Consider the following 17100-nt stretch of genomic DNA (forward strand, 5'->3'; position numbering starts at 1 on the left):
CGCGGCAATCTTGTGCCCAACATCCGGGGTATCGGTGACCTCGTTGGCAAGCGCGGTAAGGCGCAGGTCTCCACCCAGGATGTTCACGTTGTCGATCCGGCTGTCTTCGTAGCGCGACAGCACGCCGCGCCCCGAATACGTCACGGGCTGGGCCGTGGTTTCCTCGGTGACAGGATCAACCACGCCGGGACCCATGTACTCGCCAGTGAAGGCCAGCACCGCGTCGGCCAGGTCCGTATTGAAAGCCTCGGCCAGGTCGGCCTGCAGTTCATCGCGAAGTCCCATATCAGCCCCTCACGATCTTGGTCTGGCCGCTGCTGTTCAGGTAATGCGCCAGCAACGCCAGGGCGAACGATTCGCCAGCGCTGATGGTGCGGGAGGATTCCGAGTAGGTTTTGCTGCTGGAAACCCCGTCAGCGTTGACCGACTTGCTCAGCACGCCGGTCTCCTTGCTGCCGTAGATGTTCCCTGCTGCTGCCTCTCGGGCAATCTCGGCGCCGGCCTGGATGACGTCGTCCGGTACCGGATCGAACTCAGGCAGGCCGAGATTGGTAAGCCAGGTGTTGGCCATCAGCACCGCCCGGGCCTTCTGGTCGTCGGGCGCCCAGGTAGGCCCAAGCAGGCTGTCTACCTGCTCGACGGTGATGTAGGTGGTCATTACGCGGCCTCGTCCAGAAGCTTCTGCAGGTCTTCCAGGGTGACGGCGGCAGCGAAGTCGACGCCTTTCTCGGTCAGCTTGGCCTTCAGGTCGTCAGCCTTGACGGCATCGTCGAGCAGCTTTTGCAGTTCTGGCTTGGCAGCCTTTTCGCCGTAGGCGATGCCCTTGGCATCCAGGGCCGAACGGATCTCGTCCACCTTCAGCGGGCCGCCGGCCTTGGACTTCTCCTCCTTCGCCGGCTCAGGGTGCTCGTAGCCATCGGGCGCGAAACGCGCATCGATGATCTTGTACCCCTTCTGCCGCAGATCGGCTTTACGCTCAGGGCTGACCGGGTGTTTCTCGTAAATCACTTTCTCGCTCATGGCGATCTCCTGGGAATGCGCCCCGGAGGGCGCGGTACCGGTTACTTGGTGGCGTCACCGATGGTCAGCACGCCGGCCGAGGCCTTGATGCTGTTCGCCACCAGATCCCAGTTGGTGCCGGTGGACAGTTCGGCGTTGGTCGGCGACTTGCCGCCGTTGGCGGTGTCCCAGGTGTAGCCCTTGAGGCCCAGGCCGAAGGTGTAGTCGGCCTGCATGGTGGTCTCGATACGCTCCTTGCCGTTGGAGGTCTCGATGTTGGTGATCAGGTCCGAGCCATCCATCACCACCGCAGCGCCGTCGGCCAGGCTGAGCACCTTCTGCTTGTTCGGGGTGCCGGCCTCGTACAGCGCAGGGGCGTCGGTGATGATCACGGCCTTGCCGAGGATATCGACCACCTGCACGCCGGAGAACTGGAACAGGCGCTCGGCGTTGGCGAGGTTCTGTCCGACCAGCTTGTGGTACATGGCACCGGTCATGACCTGGGCCACCAGGCGCTGGGAAGCGTCACCGAACAGCGCGTGGGCGTTGTTGATCGCGACGTAGGTCACGCCAGCAGTGGCCGAAACGTCGTTGGTGGCGCTCGGCTGGTTGCCGATGGCACCGGCCAGGGCCGAGATGGCGGTGTTCAGCTGGTCCGCCATGATGGCTTCGGACAGGTTACGGCTGATCACTTCCAGCGCTTCTTCCGGATTCTTCTGGATCCAGGAGAGCTGGGAAGGCTCCCACAGGATCGGGCCGAAGCCGCCGGCGATCTTCACCGAGTCGTACTGCTTCTGGGCCAGCGGGGTGGACGCCTGGGCGCCGTTGGCGGCGTAGCGGTCGACACGACGCTGGGCGCCGTGCAGTCCGGCCCAGAACGATTCCTGCAGGAAGTCGCCGTCGATGCCCTGGGTGGTCAGGCGGATGGCACCGGCCGAGGATGCGTTGAACTTCTCGACATCCTGAGCCAGGGTCTCGATGGTGGTGCGCTTGAGGTATTCGTTGAATACCTTCATGTTCGAAAGGGCCATTGGGCCTCCTTATTCGCTTGCGGTCAGGCCCTTGATGGCTTCAAGACGTTCAGCCTTGGTGCCACCGAAGTTGCCCTTCGTGGTTTTGTGCTGGCCACCGCCGTTCGGCGCGCCGCCGCCATTGGCGCCGGAGCTCTTCAGGATGTGGTCGCGATGGGGGTACTGCGAGACGAGGGTTTCGAGCGCTTCGTTGAAGTCGGCCAGTTCGCCCGGGCGAGCGCGGCTGAAGATCTTCTGGCCCTGGGCGTCGTACGCGACGACCTTGCCTTCCTCGATCTTGAAGTTGCTGCCGAAGGCGGCCTGGACCATGTCAGCGGGAACAGCCATCTTCTCGGCGATGAACTGGGAGCGCGCGAAGCTGCCGCCGATCTTCTCGGCATACAGTTGCTGCTCGAAGGTTTGCGCCTTGCCGTTGGCTTCATCCAGCTGGGTTTGGAAGGCCTTGCTGATTTCGCCCTTCACCTTCTCGATCTCGCCGGCATCCACCAGCTTCTTGGCGTCGAGGTTGGCGACGATCTCCAGCGCTTTCTTGGCGGCCGCGGCATCTTCGATGCCTTCGAACGCCTTCGCAGTTTTCTCGAAGCTGTCCGCGCGCTCGCGGTGCGACTTCGCCTCAGCATTCAGCCGGGTGATGGTGTTGCGAGTGCCGACCGCATCGAAGGCGACGTCCTTTCCGTCGTCATCGGTGTAGACGGGCTTGCCATCTTCGATCACTGCGTACTGCTTGCCATCCACTTCAACGGTTTTGAGTTTCATCTCGTCTCTCTGGGCCATCCGGCCTGTTGGTGAGCCATCCGGCCCCAGGTCGCCCCGTCCATCCGAACCGCAGGCATAAAAAAGCCCCGCACAAGGCGAGGCTGGATTAAAGATCTGGTGCTACAACAGCACCTGAAAGGTGAACTCAGGCAATTTTTGGAATCAACGGATCAAGGGGAATCGAAAAGTCTCGGATACTTCCAGTTGCGGTGATACGGAGGCCTTGGGCTTCGCCACCACACTGTGCCGCCACGTATTTCTTAAGCGCTCCTAATGCATGGCGATCAAAATGGATAGTCATTCCTTTCCCTGGAGAAAGCACTGCTGGCAAGGTTTCAGTACCAGGGATGACCATGGTCGGGGGCAGCCATAGCGACTCATTACTGCGATCTGAGCTGATAAACACGCCTTTCAACTCGACTGGCACAGCCCCAGGGTTGGAAAGTCGCAAAACAAAGATGTTGATTGGCACATTGCCCAAGGCAACGATAGCCCCCGTCGCATGCATGGAAAGCCTAGGAAGTAGATCCTGCCTCTGCTTCCATCCGAAATAGACAGTGGCGGCGACTGCGGCCATCGATCCAATGCCAGCAACCCAGTCGGCCAGGCTTCCCCAGTCAGGCACGAACTTCACTGTTGACTGTGGGTTAAGATTAATTCCTGCCGTCAAACCCGCCAGCGCCGACAAAGCAGCCACTACCAGGACTGCAGTTAATACAACGACAACCTTCATTGGGATCTACCTGCGCCGAGAAAAGCGGCGGATTATAGGGCACCCGTCAGTCGGCTGTGCAGTTCTTCAAGGGTCAGGAACTTGCCCTTGTCGTTGTAGAAGTCCTGCAGCTTCAGCTTGTCCTGGCGCAGCAGCTTCCCCCGCTCCGGGCCGAGGATTTCGTCCTGGCGGGCGGCAGGCTGGCGTGCAAGCCATTGCGCGTACGTGGTCTGCTGCGGAACCTGCCCGTCCATGCTTGCCCGGGTCGCCGCGTCACTGATCCCCAACGCCAGGGCGCTCTTTAGGATCGGCAGCTTGGTCGAGCGGCAGCAGAAGTGGATACGGCCCGGGCCGGCCAGCCACGGCACCTTGTGCCCGATGGGCCGATAGGTGCCCAGCGTGTACGGCAGACGGTCGCGGATTCGGCAGGTCGTCGATGTACGGTTGTCTAGCGTGCTCAGCCACTCAACATGGCTGATGATGTCGCTGTTGGCCTCGAACGCCTTGTCGCTGGCCGTCTCAGCCGTGCTGGACACAGCAGACCGGACAACCGCCTCCACCTCCCTGCGAGACCTCTGCAGGATGCCGTCAGCGTACTTCTCCGCCTTGGTACCCATGATCTGCCGGACGATCTCCGGCGTCGTGCGCCCTTCAAGAACGCCAGACCGCACGGCATCGCGGATCGACGCAGCACGGTCAGCCTCAATGCCGGCCATCCACTCGCTGAGCAGCCGCCCCTGGAAGGGCCTTGCCAGCGCAATGGCGCGTACCTGACTGAACTGAGCCACCGCAACCGGGAATCTCGCCTGCACAAGCTCAGGAATAGCCGCCGTAAGCGCACCGGCCTGAAAAGCAATCTCGTAACTGGCTACGCCGTCGATGACGCCTGCGAGCGCTTGCTGCAGGCTAAAGAACGTCGATTGATTGATCCGCAGCACGGGCGCCAGAGCAGCATCGATCGCTGCAACGGACGCGCCGGCATCCAGGCTGTCGATGGCAGCAATGAGCGCCGCCCTCAGCTCAGGGTCGGAACTGTTCAGGATCCTGATGATCGCCACGACCTGGCTGTTGCTCAGCCTGGAGAGGTCAACCTCATGGCCGATTAGCTCGTCCAGCAGCTTCTCGTTGGCCGTCTTCATCACAGCGTACCGAGGGCAGGGCCCTGGGCTTCAATCTTCGCCAGTTCCTCTTCCCAGTCGTATTCGTCACTGATCACACCGCGCCGTTGCATCTCCGCGAACAGCGTCTCCTTGCTGATCATCCCGGCATTGGCCATGGATACCAGCGTCGGCAGCGACACCTCTGGCATGTAGTCGACATCGAAGTTGCCGCGCATCTCGACGGTGCCGCCCTCGCCCAGGCCGCGGTAATCGGCCATGAACTGGAGCAGCTGCGCCAGGCAGTCGGCGAAGTGGTGCGCCATGCGCGCGAGCGGGGACAACTCCTGCGCCGCCTCCTCCTCCGCCTGAGTGGCGGTCTTGGTGGCCGTCTTGTCCAGCGTCAACAGCTTGGCCCCGGCCATCCGCATCTCGTTGATCAGGTCCTGCAGCGCGGTGCGACCCGCATCGACGGCCTGGCCGGTATGCTCGACGTACTTGAGGTCACCGTCCTTGGGCAGATCGGTCAGCTGGCCGGTACCCACCTTGAACTCTGGCGGGATCACCTTCCCCTGGTTGTCGTACTGGGTCTGGATTCCGATGCGAACCAGGATCGGCACGCGAATGACATGCAGGATGTTGTCCTGGTCGCTCTGGCTCTGCCAGTGCTTCACGTTCAGGTGCGCCAGCTCAATCAGTGGCGGCTTGGCCGTCATGAAGCCGGTACGGCCGGTGTAAAAGGTGACCCATGGAATCGCGGTCAGGCTATTGGTGCCTTCCTCGTGCAGCTCCCAGGTACCGCCGGCTGCGGCCTGCTTGCCCCGTACGGCCTTGGCCGACCTGCGATAGGTTCGCCAGGCGCCCGGCTCCAGCACGCGAATTTGCTCGACGCACTTGGCGCCGAACTCCCCATCCTCCTCCTCGACCACCTCGATGTAGCGGATCATGGTCAGCACGCCGCCCTTGGAGCGCCAACCAAGCACCTGCTCAGGCCTCACCATCACAACGTACGGGCGCACACCGGCGGCCTGCTCGTCTGCCTGGGTTTTAAGGTCGCCCGCAGGCGGGTGATCGACGAAGGCGTGGCAAAGACCGTGGCTCAGCCCCTCGGTGAAGAACCCGACCGCCCAAGAGTTGAGGTCATTGCCAGCGTGGTCGATATCCTTGGTCATCTCGACAATGACCTCGGGCACATCGTCGCCTACCTGCAGTGGCTCGGCGAACACGCGAGAGGTCATGTTGCCGACCGTCTCGGAATACGCCGGCAGCAGGGTCGACAGGCGCAGGCGCTCTTTGTAGGCCTCGTCGTCTTCGGCCGGGTACTGCGGCAGCAGGGTCTTGCCCGCGGCGCGCATTGCCATTGTCCCGCCCATGAGCGGCGAGATCACGGCCCAGTAGGCGCGCATCGCGTCAACAGCGGGCAGCGTGATGCTCGGGTTATCGCTCATGGTCACATTCTCAGGGATTGGCTTGTGGTCGTCGCCACGTTGATCGGGTATCGCTTGGCGATGAAGTAGCCGGCGGCGTCATTCATGTGGTCGTGCCCCTTCTTTGGGTCTTTGTCCGGATCGCCATGCTTGTCGTAGGTCTGCCGCTCCAGGCACAGCGTCAGCTGCGGGCATTGGTCGATGTTGACCTTCAATCGGCGCTCGCCGTAGCCGTTCAGCAGCATGGCATTGACCGAGTTCACCCGGTCTTTGACGCTGGGGTTCTGCGTGTCCACGATCACCGTGAATCCAGCTTTGCGCAGCAGGGACAGGTCCGACTCGCTTGCGTTCTTGCTGCTGGTGTTCTGGCCGCTGGCGTCGGGATAGACCGCTATGCCGTGGCCGGGGAACCTGGCCTTGATCTTCTCGATCATCTCTGGCGTGTCGCGCACTGAGTGGAACTCATCCAGGGCCAGGGGCAGGCCATCGCGGACGACATAGACCACCGCAGCCATCTTCATGACGTTGAAGTCCATTCCAATGTGCAAGGCCTCGCCCGGCTTGATTCGCTCGCTAGTGCGGCTCTCGCTTCGGCTGAAGGTGTAGTAGACGACCCCGGCATAGTTCTCGAAGCTGGCTTCGTACTCCTGCCGGAACGTGCGTGGGTCCATCTTGCGGCGGGCCGCATCCAGCTCCTCGGCCGGGACGTTGCCGCCCTGTAGCGATGTGTAGAGCCAGCTCTTGTGGTCTGGCTCGCCACCGGCCTGGCCGTCGCGGTAGGTGTCGAAGCAGTGATTGAAGCCTTTGGGGGTGCCGATGCGCAGCGCATGTCCGCCCTTGCACTTGCCGATGCCAGGTATGACGTACTCGCAGGTCGACAGCATCGGCCGCAGGACTTCTTCCCAGGCAGCCCACTTGCAGTCCGCCCATTCGTCCACCAGGACGAAGAACAGACCGGAGCCGCGCAGGTCGTCGTAGTTCTCCAGGCCAACGCATCGGATCAGGTGCCCGCTTTTGAGGGTGACCAGCATGTCCGACTCGTTCGGCTTGCACTCTCGCCACTCTCGCGGGATGGCCTGCTTCAGTCGGCGCCAGAACACTCGGCGGGCCTGCTTCTGCGTCGGGGCTGCGTACCAGATCTCGTCCTCGACGCTAACGCCCCACTCAGCAGCCAGTCGCGCCGCACGGCGCATCTCAGCCTTGCCGAGGAAGGTCTTGCCGAACCGGCGACCGCACACGGCATCACGGAATCGCGCGTTACGCTGGAAGCCCCACACGTAGATGTTCGCCTGCTTCGGCGTCAGCTTGACCGGCGCCTCATAGGTACGGGGTAGTCGGGCCATCTTCGTCAGGACTCAAGGTGTACTCGGCCTGGGCGAACTCGCCCTCAACCTCTTTTGGTGGCTCAAGCTCGCGGCGCAGCTTCTCGTTGGCCAGTCGCTTGTTCTCAACCTCGATTCGCTTCAGTTCGACATCTAGGTCAGCGTGCCCTGGAGCACTGAACATCCCGAGGTGCCGGCCGATGTCGACCAGGGCGCCCTTCTTGTCGTGCAGCTTGACCTTCAGGCCGTCGCGCCCCTGAGACACCTCAGCGATGGCGGCAGCCGTGTCATCGTCAATCTCGGTGGAGTCGATCAATGCAAGCCCGTGGTACGGCACCAAGTCTTCGACGCCTTCATCGTCGGCATCAGCCATGCGAACCATCGTCTCGCCCCAGCGAACCACCTTACGGATGTCGCTGAAGCCGATCTTGGCCAGTTCGCGTAGCACCATGTCCTGGGTGATTGCCACCCTGCCGGAGCGCGCCTCCATGCCAGCTTGAATCGCCTGCTGAATGTCAACATTTGTCAACAGACGATTACCCGCCTGTCGGGCAGTCTTAGCGCTGAATCCAGCGCGGATAGCGGCTTGCGTGGCATTCAGGTCGATCAGGTATTCGTCGACGAAGCGCTGCTGTTTTGCTGTCAGCGCCATAGGGAATCCTTGAGACTACTGCGCCTCGCTCGGGCAGCACTTGAAATGGTGGCGTGTTGCCGGTATTGATGCGAATCCAATCACGCAAGGAGCTTCAAATGGCCAACGCCATCGAATCCATCGTCAACAACGCCATTAACGGTCGTGGCGGCAACGTTGACCGCCCTACCGCTGTAGCGGCAGCACTTGAACTGATCGCAGCGAAAGTCTCAAACGCTCCCACCAACGGCGGAATTTTGTCTCAGGAGATGGACAACTTGTCTAAGTACGCAGACCAGATCCAAGCAGCGCTTGCCAAGAAGTAAGCCATCGGGCGCCGCGCTAACCTGTGGCGCCACTTCTCCTCGCACCACGAAACGGCGCATCTCTGTTTTGTGGCGCGCCTCAGCGGGCCACGAACAAGTGCCCTCGCCTTGCCCACGCATACAGCACGATGCCGGCGTGAATCATCAGGGTGAAGGGGCTGATCATCTGGACCTGCATTGCCGCCAGGAACGACCCGAATGCGCCAATGGCGACCAGGTAGAACGCAACCGACAGCATCGGCTGGTCTATGGGGCGAACGCGCCGCAAGTAGTCACAGGCGGCGATGACCACCAGGACGCACAGGAAGGCATCCGTAGCGGCCATTGCCGACATGAGGGTCGTGTTCATCAGGTAGCTCCTTTGGCACCGAACTGTCCTACCAGTGACTTCAGAACTGGGATGATGTTCATTGCCAGGAGGCCTATCAGAAAGGCCACGCCGTATTGGGTTTCTCCGCTTGTGCCAAGGTTGAAGTAACTGATGGCAAGCGGGGTGCAGAAGACTGCCGATGCGAAGCCGGTGAAGAAGGCAGCGACCGCCTGGCCGCGGGTGAGGCCGCGCAGGAAGGTCAGCGAGAGGATCGCTCCTGCGAAGCCGCCAATGATCACGCCGTACTTCACCAGCAGGACGCCGGCAGTCGTGCTTGCTGGTTCGGCCATGAGTGGTTCCTAGAAGAAAAGGCCCGGAGGGGAGGCCCTATTGAGGGACCGGGCAAAGATGCGGAGCAGCACATAACGAATCGAATTGGAGCGGGCAGAGGGAATCGAACCCTTCTCTGCTCAGCTTGGAAGGCTGGCGGCAAACCTTCTGCTTGCCCGCTTTGTGTGGGTCTCTCCCCACCTGTCCGCCGAAGACCTTTGCAGCGCTGGCACCCCAATGCACCAGTCTCGCCCCTCCGGTCACGCGCCACCCTGAAAGCATGTGAGGTCAGGGTGCGCGGGCTGCCGGTGTTTTTCCGTACACCACACTACCGGCTAGCAGTGTCCAGGCTGTCCCATTAGGGCCTGCCCTGGCTGCAGTTGCGTTTCTTGCTGGAACAAAAATCCCGGCGCTTGGCCGGGACTCTTGAGGCCCTCTCCGGGCAATAAAAAACCCGGCTCATTGGCCGGGTTCTTTTCGTCACTCCTCAACACGCGCAGGAATGACAGGATGGAGCAAATTTACGACATGGCGACATGATATTGCAAGCCCTTTTGAGGGCCTTTTCACGCCGCCTCGTCGAACAGCACGCCAATCGCTTCAAGCATGTGCTGGGCCTCGGTCAGCGCCTCGTTCACCAGCGACTCCAGAGCGCCCTTGATGGCCCGGTTCCAGCGCTGATAGGTGCGCTCGGTCAGGCCCTGGGAATCCCAGTTGGTCATGTCGTAGTTCGACTCGGCCAGGACGATCATCTCCCCCGGCTTCACCTCGGCCACGGCACGCGCGTGCTTGTTGGCGCGCTCAGCAGCGGCGGCAGCAGCCTTGTTTCGCCAATCCCATTGCCCTTCCCGTTCGTTTTCGCGAGGGTCAGGCGCCTTGAACTGGGGCACCTTGCGCTGAATGCCCTTCGTTTGCTGCGGGACGGCCCAGACAAGCACGGCCTGCTGGGTGAAGCGCTTCGGCGCCGGTGTCGGCACAATGGCAACCAGGCGGCCGATGGAATCGATCTTGCGCCCCTTGTGCGTGCTGTACTTCGCCACCAGGGCATTCCAGTGTCGCGGGCTGAGCTGGGCGTGCAGCAGCTTGTGCACGATCGAGTCAGCCAGCAGCGCGGCATCCTTCCCGGATATCTCGCCCTTGAGCTTGCTGGTCTGCACCCGAGGCTCGACATTGCAGCCGCCGGCGCTGTTGATCGTCTCGGCCGCCAGGGCGCGAACCACCGCTGATACCACGTTCTGATAACTCATTCGCCCTTCTCCTTTTTCATCCGATCCGATACGCGCATGGCGCGCCAAGCGCACAAGTTGCTTGCCACGATCAACGCCAGCACGAGGATGTGCGCTGCGTCATTCCAATCCCAAGTCATGCCGCACTTCTCCCCTCGATCTGCTGCTCGCAGCGCTTGCAGCGAACCCAGTTTCCAGCATCGAACATCGGCATTTTCCCGGTGCTGACGGCATCGATGCCGCAGAGGGAGTGCCATGACACCGCCACCCCTTGGCCGTCCAGCGCCGGCAGTTCGAACTCTTTTTCGAAATAGTGCGCCCGCCCGGTGATCGGGAACATCGGCTTCAACCAGCCCTCGGAGGCCTGCGTTGGCGGGCCACCGATCATTGCTGCCTTGGTCATGCTGCCGCCCTCCTCAGGTCTTTGAGCTTCTGCCTGTACAGAGCCTTGATGGCCTGCAGGTCTTCTATGGTCAGGCGCTGGGGCTTATGAGGCCCTTCGAGCCAGTCGACCCGGTCAGCGCCGATGCGCTTCACCAGGCGGATGCGGTACTCGACCGCGTTGCCCGACAAGTTCCGGTTGCACTTCACGCACTGCCGGTGGACGTTGAGCGGCTCGAAGCGCAGCTCCGGGCAGGCGCCCACCGACCGGTAATGGCCGGCATCCCAGCGACTGCCGGTGATGAGGTCGTGGTCGCTCGGCAGCGCGTCGCAGCTGATGCACGGCAGGCCGGCGTCTCGTTCGCGGATGTAGGCGTTGAACGCGGTCTGCGCCTCGGCCATGTGCTCGCGGCGGGTCTTCAGCTTCTCCCGGCGCTCCTGCAGGTCCTGGCGGGCCTGCTTCGTGATGGCCTTGGCCGCAATCTTCTGCAGCTTCGGGTCCTTGGCCATGGCCTTGGCGCAGGCGATGCTGCAGACCTTCTGCGTGGTCATGGTCGGCTTGAAGTGCTTGCCGCAACCTGGTGCCTTGCACTTCTTCGGCTTGATCTCCTTGGTGATCATGAGTAGCGGCCCTCCCAGTGGTCTTGCGCAGTCCATCGCACGCCATGCTCGGCGCCGAAGGCGTGCATCACTTCGAACAGGTCGCTGAACCACTTCTGCGACTGCTTGCGTGTCGAGACGCCCAGGACGACAAAGCCACCGTCGATGCCCGGTACCGCGTCCTGCTTCTGCACCGCAGCGCTGAAGATGTGCTTCCAGTCCTCGTCGGTGAGCTTGCGGCCGTACCACTCAACCTGCTGGGAGACGTCGCGGAGCATGGCCCACATCTTCCGGTTGCAGACGTCCGGGCGCTTCTCGTCCTTGATGACCACCACCTTGGGCTTGGTCAGGTCAATGGCGTGCAGGGCGCCGTACAGGCGGTTGAGGTCATGGCTGCTGCGGATGGCGAACTCAGTCATGGTCGCGCTCCACCATCCGATCCATCGCCTTTCTCAGCGCCCGGTCATGCTCAACCAAGCCTCGGGCCTTCGAGTAGAGCGCGTGGGCGCGCAGGGCTGGGTATGCGCTGCTGGAGCAGAGTTCCCAATTGATGTACCAGCTACCGAGGATCGTCAGTGCGGCGTTCACCTGCATCTTGATCAATAGGTCACGCATGGCTCGCCTCCTTGGCCATGGCTGCGTCGATCTGCTGCTGGGCCTCAATCTTGCACTCGAAGTCGATCCACCCATCGGCGATGCCAAGGGTGCCGTTGTACACCGCTGGGCTTGTGAGCCAGCGATACCGCTCGGCATCCTTGCGCAGCGCCTCATTGTCAGCCTTGAGCTGGTCGCGCTCCCCAGCGGTCACCCGCAGGTCCGCCTTCAGCATTCCAAGACTCACGTCGCCACCCATGGTCAGGTCTTGATACTCCCGAATGCTCTCGGCCTGGTTGTCGTTCTTGCGCTCCAACCGATCGATCTCCGCGAGCAGGGCCAGGATGGTGTGGCAGTGCATGTGCGTCTCAAGATAAGCGACAGCCTCGGCGTGCTCGTCTTGGCGCTCAGGGATGTCCTCCAGTTCCGCTACCGCCTGGGCCAGATCCTTCAGCTTTGCTTTGTCGATGGTCATGGCGCCACCTTCAGGCCATGGGCCTCAATGGCTTCACGGACATCTGGAAGTCGAGCAAGGCCAACAGGGTCATGCTCTGGAGCCTCGTAGGACAGTTCGATCAATGAGCCCAAGTGCTCGGTCAGGCCTTCGTATGCGCAGGCCGAAGGCAGCTCCACCACCACGGCCTCGCGGGAGGCCTGCCAGCCCTTCTGGAACGACTCCCAGTCAGCCTGGGCCATGGGGTCGATGTAGTTGTTTCCCTTGGGCGGCTGCCGCCGGTGATCGCGGGAGTTGGTGCGCTCGAAGGCTTCACGCATTTCGCGCATCTTGTTGGTGTCCATCAGTGCTTCTCCTCGGCAGCTTCGTTGCGCTCTTCTTCGCAGTAAGGGCATGGCTCCATGATCGGCTCGGGCGGTTGCCAGTAGCCTTGGTCGGCATATCGCCCGGTGAATATCTCGCCCTGGTCGTGGCAGTGGCTGTAGGCGGGCATACGTTTCTCGACGGAGCTGTTCACACCCCCTCCCCGGCCGGCTGCCCGGCGCGCTTGATGTTCAACTTGGCCAGCAGGTGTGCACGGCACGCGGCGGCGCTGGTTGGGATCTGCTGGATCTCCAGCAGGCGAACCTGCTTCTGGGCGGCGTACTCGTCGGCCAGCTGTGCGGCGCTCTTCTGGCTGTCGTGGCCAATGCCGGTGGCGATGTCGCCCAGAGGCTCGCCGGCCACCAGCATGCGAATGGTGATGTCGTAGGCCCGGGCGAAGACCTTCTCGGCCCGCTCCACCTCCATCGAACCCAGGTTCTGCGCTTCACACTGCAGCGCCGCGTGGCGCACCGCTGCGTGCGTCCAAACGCGTGACCCTGCCCTGCTGGGGTGGAAATTCTCCAGCGCCTCTGCCAAGGCCCGCGCAAGCGGCGGAATGCCCATCTCTTCCGGGGTTGGCTGGCACAGCTTGATGAACTTGCCGCTGCTCGGGGCGAAGTCGGTACCCAGCACCCGGCATTTCTGGATGCCGAAGCGGATCTGCTCGAGCGTGTTGATGCCCGCGGCGACGAAAGACTTGATCCAGCTGCGCTTGGCAGCCTTCAGGGCCTCGTCATCCGGCCACGCCTGCTTCCATGCCGGGAAGATGGCCTGCAGCTCCTTGAACAGGGCGTTAACCACTTCGGTGGTTCCTGGGTCCAGCTGCTTGGCCGTGGCCTGCGCCTCGGCTGGCAGGTTGCGGGCCGTGGCCATGATCTGCGTCACGCTGCGCAGTTTCGGTTGTGCGGTCATAAGCCCCCCAGGTCATCAGCCCAGCTGGTGTCGTTGAAGTCGGGACCGTTGCGGCGATGGCCGTGCTGGGCACCCGGCAGCACCTTCTCAGGGAACAGGCCGGTCCAGCCGCTGCTGATCGACTGGTTGATCACGGCGTCGGGTGCGTGGTGGCCGGCAAGCGTCTTGGCCTGCTTCGCGCAGGTGGTGGCGGTCAGTGGCTTGCGGATCTCTTTACGGTGCTGGCACCAGTCGGCCCAAGTCTGCTCGCTCACGTTGGAAGGCTTGCAGGTCATGGGGTCAAACTTCTTGGCCTTCTTCTTCGCCGAGGGAGCGGACGCGACCGTCTGCTCTACTGGTTCAGTGACTGGTTCAAAAGAGTGACTGGTTCTGGTGCTTTCTGGGCCTACACCCCCTGTAGGCTGTGGGCCTACCCCTGTGCTTTCTGGGCCTACAGGGGTGCTGTTTTGGCCTACAGGGTTACGCAGGGTCAGGTAGTACAGATTGGTGGAGTTGCCCTTCGGCCCTTCACGGTTCTCGATGCGCACCAAGCCTTGAGCTTCCAAGTGCTTGATGTGCTTGCGAACGGTGCTGCGGTCGATCTCGCACTGATCGGCGATGTGCTGGTACGACGGCCAGCACTCGCCCTGGTCGCTCGCGTTGTCGGCCAGCTTGATGAGCACCAGCTTGCGCAGCGGGTTGCCGACCTTGGTCTTCATGGCCTTGACCATCAGTTCCATGCTCATGAGGAGATACCCGACTGCACGACAAAACCGGCAACGATGAGCCAGCCGCAAAGAGCAACAGCGCGGAACACATCAAGGGCGCGTTCAGCCTTCTGGGCACGCCTCAAATACGCCATTTTTTCCTCGATCACACGGTCGAAGAGCTCTTCAATCTGATCGTATTGGTCAGGAGTCATGCCCCACCTCCAGAGACGACCAGGCTTGCCAGGTCGGCGAAGCGGTCGACGTACCAGTGCGGCTGGGTTTCGCGCGGGCACTGAGGGCTGGTCAGATTCTTGCCATAGCGCAGCCCCTTGTCGGTGATGGCCCAGAACGTGACCGTCTCCTGCTTGGAGTTTTTGCGCTGCATGACCTTGAGGAGGCCGGCCTGCTGAAGGGCCTTGTTGAATGACGCGGGCGACATGCGAATGCCGTTGTCCTTGAGCAAGGCGGTCAGGGCCTTGGTCGGCAACGAACTGCCACCAACCGCGTCAGCCGGCGCATCTACGGCATAGCTGGGCAGGAACTTCGGGTCGAGACCGTTGTTCTCAGCGATCTTCGCCAGCATTTGCATCTGGCAAGACGCGGCAGGCTTCAGGAGGCGCGTGAAACACTCCATGATGGCGATCTCGCCGATCACCTTGGTACCGTTGGCCATGACTGCCTGGCGCGCCTCGGACTGGCCTTCCAGCTCACGCCAGCGGCGGATCACCTTCATGCGCAGCCCAGCGCTATAGCCGGTCAGCAAGCAGTCGGTGTGCTCGCGATCAAGCAGATACTCGACCTGCTCGCGGTTCTGCCCGTCCAAGTAGATGTGCTCAAAACTGAGTACATCTGCTTTCAGTTCGGCCAGCATGGCCACAATGTCACGCTTCACGTTGGCGTGACGCTTGCCAGTCAAGCTGGCGATCTCTCGCGACGACATCGTGCGCGCCACGAAATCGTGGTTCGCATTTTGTGGCGCGGGCCTGGACAGGGCCTGTACACTTTGGGTCTGCATATGCATAATTCCCCTACAGAGTTTTGTATTGCAGAGAGCCGGGCCGCGAACCCGGCTTTTTTGTCTCTGCGATTTGGCGTCCCTTATGAGGGACTGGCGCCCGGGTCCCTAATTAGGGATCGGACGGTCACCTCGGCGCCGCGAACGGCACCACGTTGTTGCTCTTGGGCTTCCCGCGCTGCGCGAGGAAGTGCGCGGCCTTTTTCAGGATCTGCGCGGCAAGCTCGTCGGTGCTGACACCAACCTCCTCCGCCCAAGCCTCCAGGTCCGCGAAGTCATTCCGGCGGAACCGGGCGACCTCTACGTCGTGCTGCTGTACTGCCTCGTTTGCAGGCGACATTCGTCCTCTCATGACCTATTCAGGCCCTGGCCTTCTTCTCGTTGATCAGCGGCAGGTGGCCGTGCTCTTTCTTGAACGCCAACGCGGCCAGGATGATTTCCCGTGCAAGCACGCTGTGCTGGGCCTTGAGCTCCAGGGCGTAACCCTTCAACTCGTTGAAGTCCTCGTCATCCAAGCGGACCTTGACCTGATGGTCGTGGCGGTGTGCTTTGTCGTCGTAGGCCATCAAGTGATCCCCTGCTCGCTGCTGCTTCAGTAGGTCGGTCGGGCTTATCAGTTACGTGTCAGGGCCTATTCAGGCCTTTCGGTGAAACGGCATTACTGCCCCCCGCGGACTGCGGGGCTTTGTTCGGTTGGCCAGTTCACGACGGATCAGGTCGGCTGCGAGCGCTTCAGGGCTGATGCCCCGTCTCGTCGCCTCTCGCTCCAGCTGCTCCATCAGTCCCTGGTCCAATCCGATGTCTTCAATCGGCATGGGGCCTCCTACGGGCCTTCAGGCCACGTTCTGATCGCCGGTATTCTCCGAAGCCAGGGCGGCCAGTTGAGCTTCCAGAAGCTCACGGCAGAGCACAGCGCGCTGGGTGCGGTGAAACTTGGCCAGCGCCTGAATCAGTTCGAACGTGTCCTCATCGACCCGGACCTTGATCTCGCGGTCATGCAGGTGATTGCGGTTGGCGTACATGCGGGAGTAGCTCCTTGCAGTTGGAATTGTTTAAGCGGCGGAAAGTGACTGGCTGGACTGGTTGTCCACCTGGTTCCACGGGAACGATGGGCAAAGATCTGCCCGCCCTACTGCTCCGTTGGTGAGCGCTTCGATCTGCAGCGCGCGCTTGGCTGGGACCGCGCGCTCTCCGGAACACCATTGGTTGACGGTTGGTGCCGCCACATTCAGCCGGCGCGCCAATTCCGCCTGGCTGCCCAGCACGCGGGATGCTTCTTTGGCTGCTTCTGCTGATTTCATGAGTTCTCTCCTGGAGATTTACCGATGAATATAAGGCATTACCTTATTTCGCACAAGCCATTGCCTAATCAGCACCGTGATAGGCCTAATTAGGCAATGCTTACCGGACCGGAATTAGGCGCAGCCATTGAGGCAGCGCGGATCGCCAAGGGCGTATCGAAGAAACAACTCGCAGACGACTTCCAGGTGAAGCCTCCGTCGGTACAGGGGTGGGTGAAAAACGGCCGGATCGACAAGTCGAAGCTGATGGACGTCATCGCCTACTTCGCTGACGTTGTGGGCCCTGAGCATTGGGGGCTGCGTCCAGGCTTTACCTACGAGAGTCTTCCGGACGTCGCTTCAGTATCGGTTGAAGAGCAGGCGCCCACCTCGGCTGCGGATATGGTTCGCAACATGCTCGCCAAGCAGGGCAAAAACCTGCCGGAAAGTGCCCGCGCGCAGCTGATGGCAGCTGCCGAAGCTTCGGACCAAGGCAATGTAATCACCGTCGACTTCTCCCGCCCAGGACTCGTCGGTGATGAGGTTCGGATTGCGCACTACGATGTGCGCGCGGCCATGGGCAACGGCCAGGCCACGCATGACTACCCGGAAATGCTCAAGGACATTCGCGTCAGCCCAAGCCAC

At 61.9% G+C, this 17100-nt stretch carries 31 protein-coding genes, 1 tRNA gene and 1 pseudogene; 2 read left to right on the top strand and 31 right to left on the bottom strand.

Translation table 11 applies throughout. The features are described from left to right. The 10 genes from RR51_RS27170 to RR51_RS27215 all read right to left on the bottom strand — a co-directional run. Positions 1-285, bottom strand: a 285-nt coding sequence (locus RR51_RS27170; protein WP_039615310.1) for a hypothetical protein, incomplete at its 3' end; no start/stop codon positions are given. 1 nt (position 286) lies between these two features. Continuing rightward, complete coding sequence (locus tag RR51_RS27175) at positions 287-658, bottom strand: hypothetical protein (protein ID WP_039615311.1); 372 nt, start codon at positions 656-658, stop codon at positions 287-289. Further along, positions 658-1020, bottom strand: a complete 363-nt coding sequence (locus RR51_RS27180) for a hypothetical protein (RefSeq protein WP_039615312.1) — start codon at positions 1018-1020, stop codon at positions 658-660. Before RR51_RS27180 ends, RR51_RS27175 begins: the two co-directional genes overlap by 1 nt. Before the next feature lie 41 nt (positions 1021-1061). Then, positions 1062-2030, bottom strand: a complete 969-nt coding sequence (locus tag RR51_RS27185) for a major capsid protein (RefSeq protein ID WP_027907120.1) — start codon at positions 2028-2030, stop codon at positions 1062-1064. 9 nt (positions 2031-2039) lie between these two features. Next, entirely contained in the window at positions 2040-2786 is a 747-nt protein-coding gene (locus tag RR51_RS27190) for a DUF6651 domain-containing protein (protein WP_013972415.1), read from the bottom strand. A 145-nt stretch (positions 2787-2931) separates the two neighbouring features. Further along, on the bottom strand, positions 2932-3519 hold the full coding sequence (locus RR51_RS27195; RefSeq protein WP_039615313.1) for a hypothetical protein: 588 nt from the start codon (positions 3517-3519) through the stop codon (positions 2932-2934). 32 nt (positions 3520-3551) lie between these two features. Further along, a complete protein-coding gene (locus RR51_RS27200) occupies positions 3552-4637 on the bottom strand; it encodes a hypothetical protein (protein ID WP_039615314.1) in 1086 nt (361 codons plus the stop codon). Further along, positions 4637-6043: a DUF4055 domain-containing protein gene (locus tag RR51_RS27205; RefSeq protein WP_039615315.1), complete on the bottom strand. Its 1407-nt coding sequence runs from the start codon at positions 6041-6043 to the stop codon at positions 4637-4639. Before RR51_RS27205 ends, RR51_RS27200 begins: the two co-directional genes overlap by 1 nt. Before the next feature lie 2 nt (positions 6044-6045). Beyond that, positions 6046-7365: a phage terminase large subunit family protein gene (locus tag RR51_RS27210; protein WP_039615316.1), complete on the bottom strand. Its 1320-nt coding sequence runs from the start codon at positions 7363-7365 to the stop codon at positions 6046-6048. Continuing rightward, positions 7340-7996 carry a terminase small subunit gene (locus RR51_RS27215; RefSeq protein WP_082044774.1) on the bottom strand — a complete coding sequence of 219 codons (657 nt, stop codon included), beginning with the start codon at positions 7994-7996 and terminating at the stop codon, positions 7340-7342. Before RR51_RS27215 ends, RR51_RS27210 begins: the two co-directional genes overlap by 26 nt. Before the next feature lie 98 nt (positions 7997-8094). Between RR51_RS27215 and RR51_RS27220 the strand changes: the two genes are divergently transcribed. Then, positions 8095-8301 carry a hypothetical protein gene (locus RR51_RS27220; RefSeq protein ID WP_039615317.1) on the top strand — a complete coding sequence of 69 codons (207 nt, stop codon included), beginning with the start codon at positions 8095-8097 and terminating at the stop codon, positions 8299-8301. A gap of 79 nt (positions 8302-8380) precedes the next feature. Here the strand turns inward: RR51_RS27220 and RR51_RS27225 are convergent, their stop codons facing one another. From RR51_RS27225 to RR51_RS27315, 21 genes are all read right to left on the bottom strand, one after another. Continuing rightward, entirely contained in the window at positions 8381-8650 is a 270-nt protein-coding gene (locus tag RR51_RS27225; protein WP_039615318.1) for a hypothetical protein, read from the bottom strand. Beyond that, complete coding sequence (locus RR51_RS27230; protein ID WP_019751350.1) at positions 8650-8961, bottom strand: hypothetical protein; 312 nt, start codon at positions 8959-8961, stop codon at positions 8650-8652. The genes RR51_RS27225 and RR51_RS27230 overlap by 1 nt, the downstream gene beginning before the upstream one ends. 86 nt (positions 8962-9047) lie before the next feature. Next, positions 9048-9121 (bottom strand) — tRNA-Gly (locus tag RR51_RS27235). Between the two features lie 386 nt (positions 9122-9507). Continuing rightward, positions 9508-10188 (bottom strand): hypothetical protein, encoded by a 681-nt coding sequence (locus RR51_RS27240; protein WP_039615319.1) that lies wholly within the window; start codon positions 10186-10188, stop codon positions 9508-9510. Next, a complete protein-coding gene (locus RR51_RS31785) occupies positions 10185-10307 on the bottom strand; it encodes a hypothetical protein (RefSeq protein ID WP_269082527.1) in 123 nt (40 codons plus the stop codon). The genes RR51_RS27240 and RR51_RS31785 overlap by 4 nt, the downstream gene beginning before the upstream one ends. Beyond that, the gene (locus tag RR51_RS27245; RefSeq protein WP_039615320.1) at positions 10304-10570 is read right to left on the bottom strand and encodes a hypothetical protein; all 267 of its coding nucleotides are present in this window, start codon (positions 10568-10570) and stop codon (positions 10304-10306) included. The genes RR51_RS31785 and RR51_RS27245 overlap by 4 nt, the downstream gene beginning before the upstream one ends. Continuing rightward, on the bottom strand, positions 10567-11169 hold the full coding sequence (locus tag RR51_RS27250) for a recombination protein NinG (RefSeq protein ID WP_039615321.1): 603 nt from the start codon (positions 11167-11169) through the stop codon (positions 10567-10569). Before RR51_RS27250 ends, RR51_RS27245 begins: the two co-directional genes overlap by 4 nt. Continuing rightward, the gene (locus tag RR51_RS27255) at positions 11166-11567 is read right to left on the bottom strand and encodes a recombination protein NinB (RefSeq protein WP_039615322.1); all 402 of its coding nucleotides are present in this window, start codon (positions 11565-11567) and stop codon (positions 11166-11168) included. The genes RR51_RS27250 and RR51_RS27255 overlap by 4 nt, the downstream gene beginning before the upstream one ends. Further along, entirely contained in the window at positions 11560-11763 is a 204-nt protein-coding gene (locus RR51_RS27260; protein ID WP_039615323.1) for a hypothetical protein, read from the bottom strand. Before RR51_RS27260 ends, RR51_RS27255 begins: the two co-directional genes overlap by 8 nt. Continuing rightward, a complete protein-coding gene (locus tag RR51_RS31435) occupies positions 11756-12217 on the bottom strand; it encodes a hypothetical protein (RefSeq protein ID WP_039615324.1) in 462 nt (153 codons plus the stop codon). Before RR51_RS31435 ends, RR51_RS27260 begins: the two co-directional genes overlap by 8 nt. After that, the gene (locus tag RR51_RS27270) at positions 12214-12540 is read right to left on the bottom strand and encodes a hypothetical protein (RefSeq protein WP_039615325.1); all 327 of its coding nucleotides are present in this window, start codon (positions 12538-12540) and stop codon (positions 12214-12216) included. Before RR51_RS27270 ends, RR51_RS31435 begins: the two co-directional genes overlap by 4 nt. Continuing rightward, a complete protein-coding gene (locus RR51_RS31130; protein WP_161795767.1) occupies positions 12540-12713 on the bottom strand; it encodes a hypothetical protein in 174 nt (57 codons plus the stop codon). Before RR51_RS31130 ends, RR51_RS27270 begins: the two co-directional genes overlap by 1 nt. After that, the gene (locus RR51_RS27275; protein ID WP_039615326.1) at positions 12710-13471 is read right to left on the bottom strand and encodes a replication protein P; all 762 of its coding nucleotides are present in this window, start codon (positions 13469-13471) and stop codon (positions 12710-12712) included. Before RR51_RS27275 ends, RR51_RS31130 begins: the two co-directional genes overlap by 4 nt. After that, entirely contained in the window at positions 13468-14196 is a 729-nt protein-coding gene (locus tag RR51_RS27280; RefSeq protein ID WP_039615327.1) for a helix-turn-helix domain-containing protein, read from the bottom strand. The genes RR51_RS27275 and RR51_RS27280 overlap by 4 nt, the downstream gene beginning before the upstream one ends. Then, positions 14193-14372, bottom strand: a complete 180-nt coding sequence (locus tag RR51_RS27285; protein WP_039615328.1) for a hypothetical protein — start codon at positions 14370-14372, stop codon at positions 14193-14195. The genes RR51_RS27280 and RR51_RS27285 overlap by 4 nt, the downstream gene beginning before the upstream one ends. Beyond that, the gene (locus tag RR51_RS27290; RefSeq protein ID WP_082044775.1) at positions 14369-15100 is read right to left on the bottom strand and encodes a Rha family transcriptional regulator; all 732 of its coding nucleotides are present in this window, start codon (positions 15098-15100) and stop codon (positions 14369-14371) included. Before RR51_RS27290 ends, RR51_RS27285 begins: the two co-directional genes overlap by 4 nt. Before the next feature lie 202 nt (positions 15101-15302). Beyond that, entirely contained in the window at positions 15303-15515 is a 213-nt protein-coding gene (locus tag RR51_RS27295) for a hypothetical protein (RefSeq protein ID WP_039615330.1), read from the bottom strand. 19 nt (positions 15516-15534) lie between these two features. After that, positions 15535-15741, bottom strand: coding sequence for a hypothetical protein (locus tag RR51_RS27300; RefSeq protein ID WP_027907143.1), 207 nt, complete (start codon positions 15739-15741; stop codon positions 15535-15537). Between the two features lie 69 nt (positions 15742-15810). Further along, a complete protein-coding gene (locus RR51_RS27305; protein ID WP_039615331.1) occupies positions 15811-15990 on the bottom strand; it encodes a hypothetical protein in 180 nt (59 codons plus the stop codon). Positions 15991-16008: 18 nt separating this feature from the next. Next, positions 16009-16197 carry a hypothetical protein gene (locus RR51_RS27310; protein WP_039615332.1) on the bottom strand — a complete coding sequence of 63 codons (189 nt, stop codon included), beginning with the start codon at positions 16195-16197 and terminating at the stop codon, positions 16009-16011. A gap of 30 nt (positions 16198-16227) precedes the next feature. Next, on the bottom strand, positions 16228-16476 hold the full coding sequence (locus tag RR51_RS27315) for a transcriptional regulator (RefSeq protein WP_039615333.1): 249 nt from the start codon (positions 16474-16476) through the stop codon (positions 16228-16230). Between the two features lie 96 nt (positions 16477-16572). On the opposite strand from RR51_RS27315, the pseudogene RR51_RS27320 reads away from it, so the two are divergent. Then, positions 16573-17100: pseudogene (locus tag RR51_RS27320) on the top strand (transcriptional regulator); the annotation flags it as partial.

The sequence above is a fragment of the Pseudomonas sp. C5pp genome (genome assembly GCF_000814065.1).
GTDB lineage: Bacteria > Pseudomonadota > Gammaproteobacteria > Pseudomonadales > Pseudomonadaceae > Aquipseudomonas > Aquipseudomonas asiatica.

Bases quoted from the DNA above. Each gene is read 5' to 3' on its own strand.
- RR51_RS27300 (WP_027907143.1), bottom strand. From the start codon at position 15,741: ATGGCCTACGACGACAAAGCACACCGCCACGACCATCAGGTCAAGGTC.
- RR51_RS27285 (WP_039615328.1), bottom strand. From the start codon at position 14,372: ATGACTCCTGACCAATACGATCAGATTGAAGAGCTCTTCGACCGTGTG.
- RR51_RS27210 (WP_039615316.1), bottom strand. From the start codon at position 7,365: ATGGCCCGACTACCCCGTACCTATGAGGCGCCGGTCAAGCTGACGCCG.
- RR51_RS27275 (WP_039615326.1), bottom strand. From the start codon at position 13,471: ATGACCGCACAACCGAAACTGCGCAGCGTGACGCAGATCATGGCCACG.
- RR51_RS27245 (WP_039615320.1), bottom strand. From the start codon at position 10,570: ATGACCAAGGCAGCAATGATCGGTGGCCCGCCAACGCAGGCCTCCGAG.
- RR51_RS27310 (WP_039615332.1), bottom strand. From the start codon at position 16,197: ATGTACGCCAACCGCAATCACCTGCATGACCGCGAGATCAAGGTCCGG.
- RR51_RS27225 (WP_039615318.1), bottom strand. From the start codon at position 8,650: ATGAACACGACCCTCATGTCGGCAATGGCCGCTACGGATGCCTTCCTG.
- RR51_RS27220 (WP_039615317.1), top strand. From the start codon at position 8,095: ATGGCCAACGCCATCGAATCCATCGTCAACAACGCCATTAACGGTCGT.
- RR51_RS27305 (WP_039615331.1), bottom strand. From the start codon at position 15,990: ATGCCGATTGAAGACATCGGATTGGACCAGGGACTGATGGAGCAGCTG.
- RR51_RS27185 (WP_027907120.1), bottom strand. From the start codon at position 2,030: ATGGCCCTTTCGAACATGAAGGTATTCAACGAATACCTCAAGCGCACC.
- RR51_RS31785 (WP_269082527.1), bottom strand. From the start codon at position 10,307: ATGACTTGGGATTGGAATGACGCAGCGCACATCCTCGTGCTGGCGTTG.
- RR51_RS27280 (WP_039615327.1), bottom strand. From the start codon at position 14,196: ATGAGCATGGAACTGATGGTCAAGGCCATGAAGACCAAGGTCGGCAAC.
- RR51_RS27250 (WP_039615321.1), bottom strand. From the start codon at position 11,169: ATGATCACCAAGGAGATCAAGCCGAAGAAGTGCAAGGCACCAGGTTGC.
- RR51_RS27270 (WP_039615325.1), bottom strand. From the start codon at position 12,540: ATGGACACCAACAAGATGCGCGAAATGCGTGAAGCCTTCGAGCGCACC.
- RR51_RS27175 (WP_039615311.1), bottom strand. From the start codon at position 658: ATGACCACCTACATCACCGTCGAGCAGGTAGACAGCCTGCTTGGGCCT.
- RR51_RS27240 (WP_039615319.1), bottom strand. From the start codon at position 10,188: ATGAGTTATCAGAACGTGGTATCAGCGGTGGTTCGCGCCCTGGCGGCC.
- RR51_RS27200 (WP_039615314.1), bottom strand. From the start codon at position 4,637: ATGAAGACGGCCAACGAGAAGCTGCTGGACGAGCTAATCGGCCATGAG.
- RR51_RS27180 (WP_039615312.1), bottom strand. From the start codon at position 1,020: ATGAGCGAGAAAGTGATTTACGAGAAACACCCGGTCAGCCCTGAGCGT.
- RR51_RS27205 (WP_039615315.1), bottom strand. From the start codon at position 6,043: ATGAGCGATAACCCGAGCATCACGCTGCCCGCTGTTGACGCGATGCGC.
- RR51_RS27260 (WP_039615323.1), bottom strand. From the start codon at position 11,763: ATGCGTGACCTATTGATCAAGATGCAGGTGAACGCCGCACTGACGATC.
- RR51_RS27215 (WP_082044774.1), bottom strand. From the start codon at position 7,996: ATGGCGCTGACAGCAAAACAGCAGCGCTTCGTCGACGAATACCTGATC.
- RR51_RS27290 (WP_082044775.1), bottom strand. From the start codon at position 15,100: ATGTCGTCGCGAGAGATCGCCAGCTTGACTGGCAAGCGTCACGCCAAC.
- RR51_RS31435 (WP_039615324.1), bottom strand. From the start codon at position 12,217: ATGACCATCGACAAAGCAAAGCTGAAGGATCTGGCCCAGGCGGTAGCG.
- RR51_RS27230 (WP_019751350.1), bottom strand. From the start codon at position 8,961: ATGGCCGAACCAGCAAGCACGACTGCCGGCGTCCTGCTGGTGAAGTAC.
- RR51_RS27315 (WP_039615333.1), bottom strand. From the start codon at position 16,476: ATGAAATCAGCAGAAGCAGCCAAAGAAGCATCCCGCGTGCTGGGCAGC.
- RR51_RS27195 (WP_039615313.1), bottom strand. From the start codon at position 3,519: ATGAAGGTTGTCGTTGTATTAACTGCAGTCCTGGTAGTGGCTGCTTTG.
- RR51_RS27295 (WP_039615330.1), bottom strand. From the start codon at position 15,515: ATGTCGCCTGCAAACGAGGCAGTACAGCAGCACGACGTAGAGGTCGCC.
- RR51_RS27190 (WP_013972415.1), bottom strand. From the start codon at position 2,786: ATGAAACTCAAAACCGTTGAAGTGGATGGCAAGCAGTACGCAGTGATC.
- RR51_RS27255 (WP_039615322.1), bottom strand. From the start codon at position 11,567: ATGACTGAGTTCGCCATCCGCAGCAGCCATGACCTCAACCGCCTGTAC.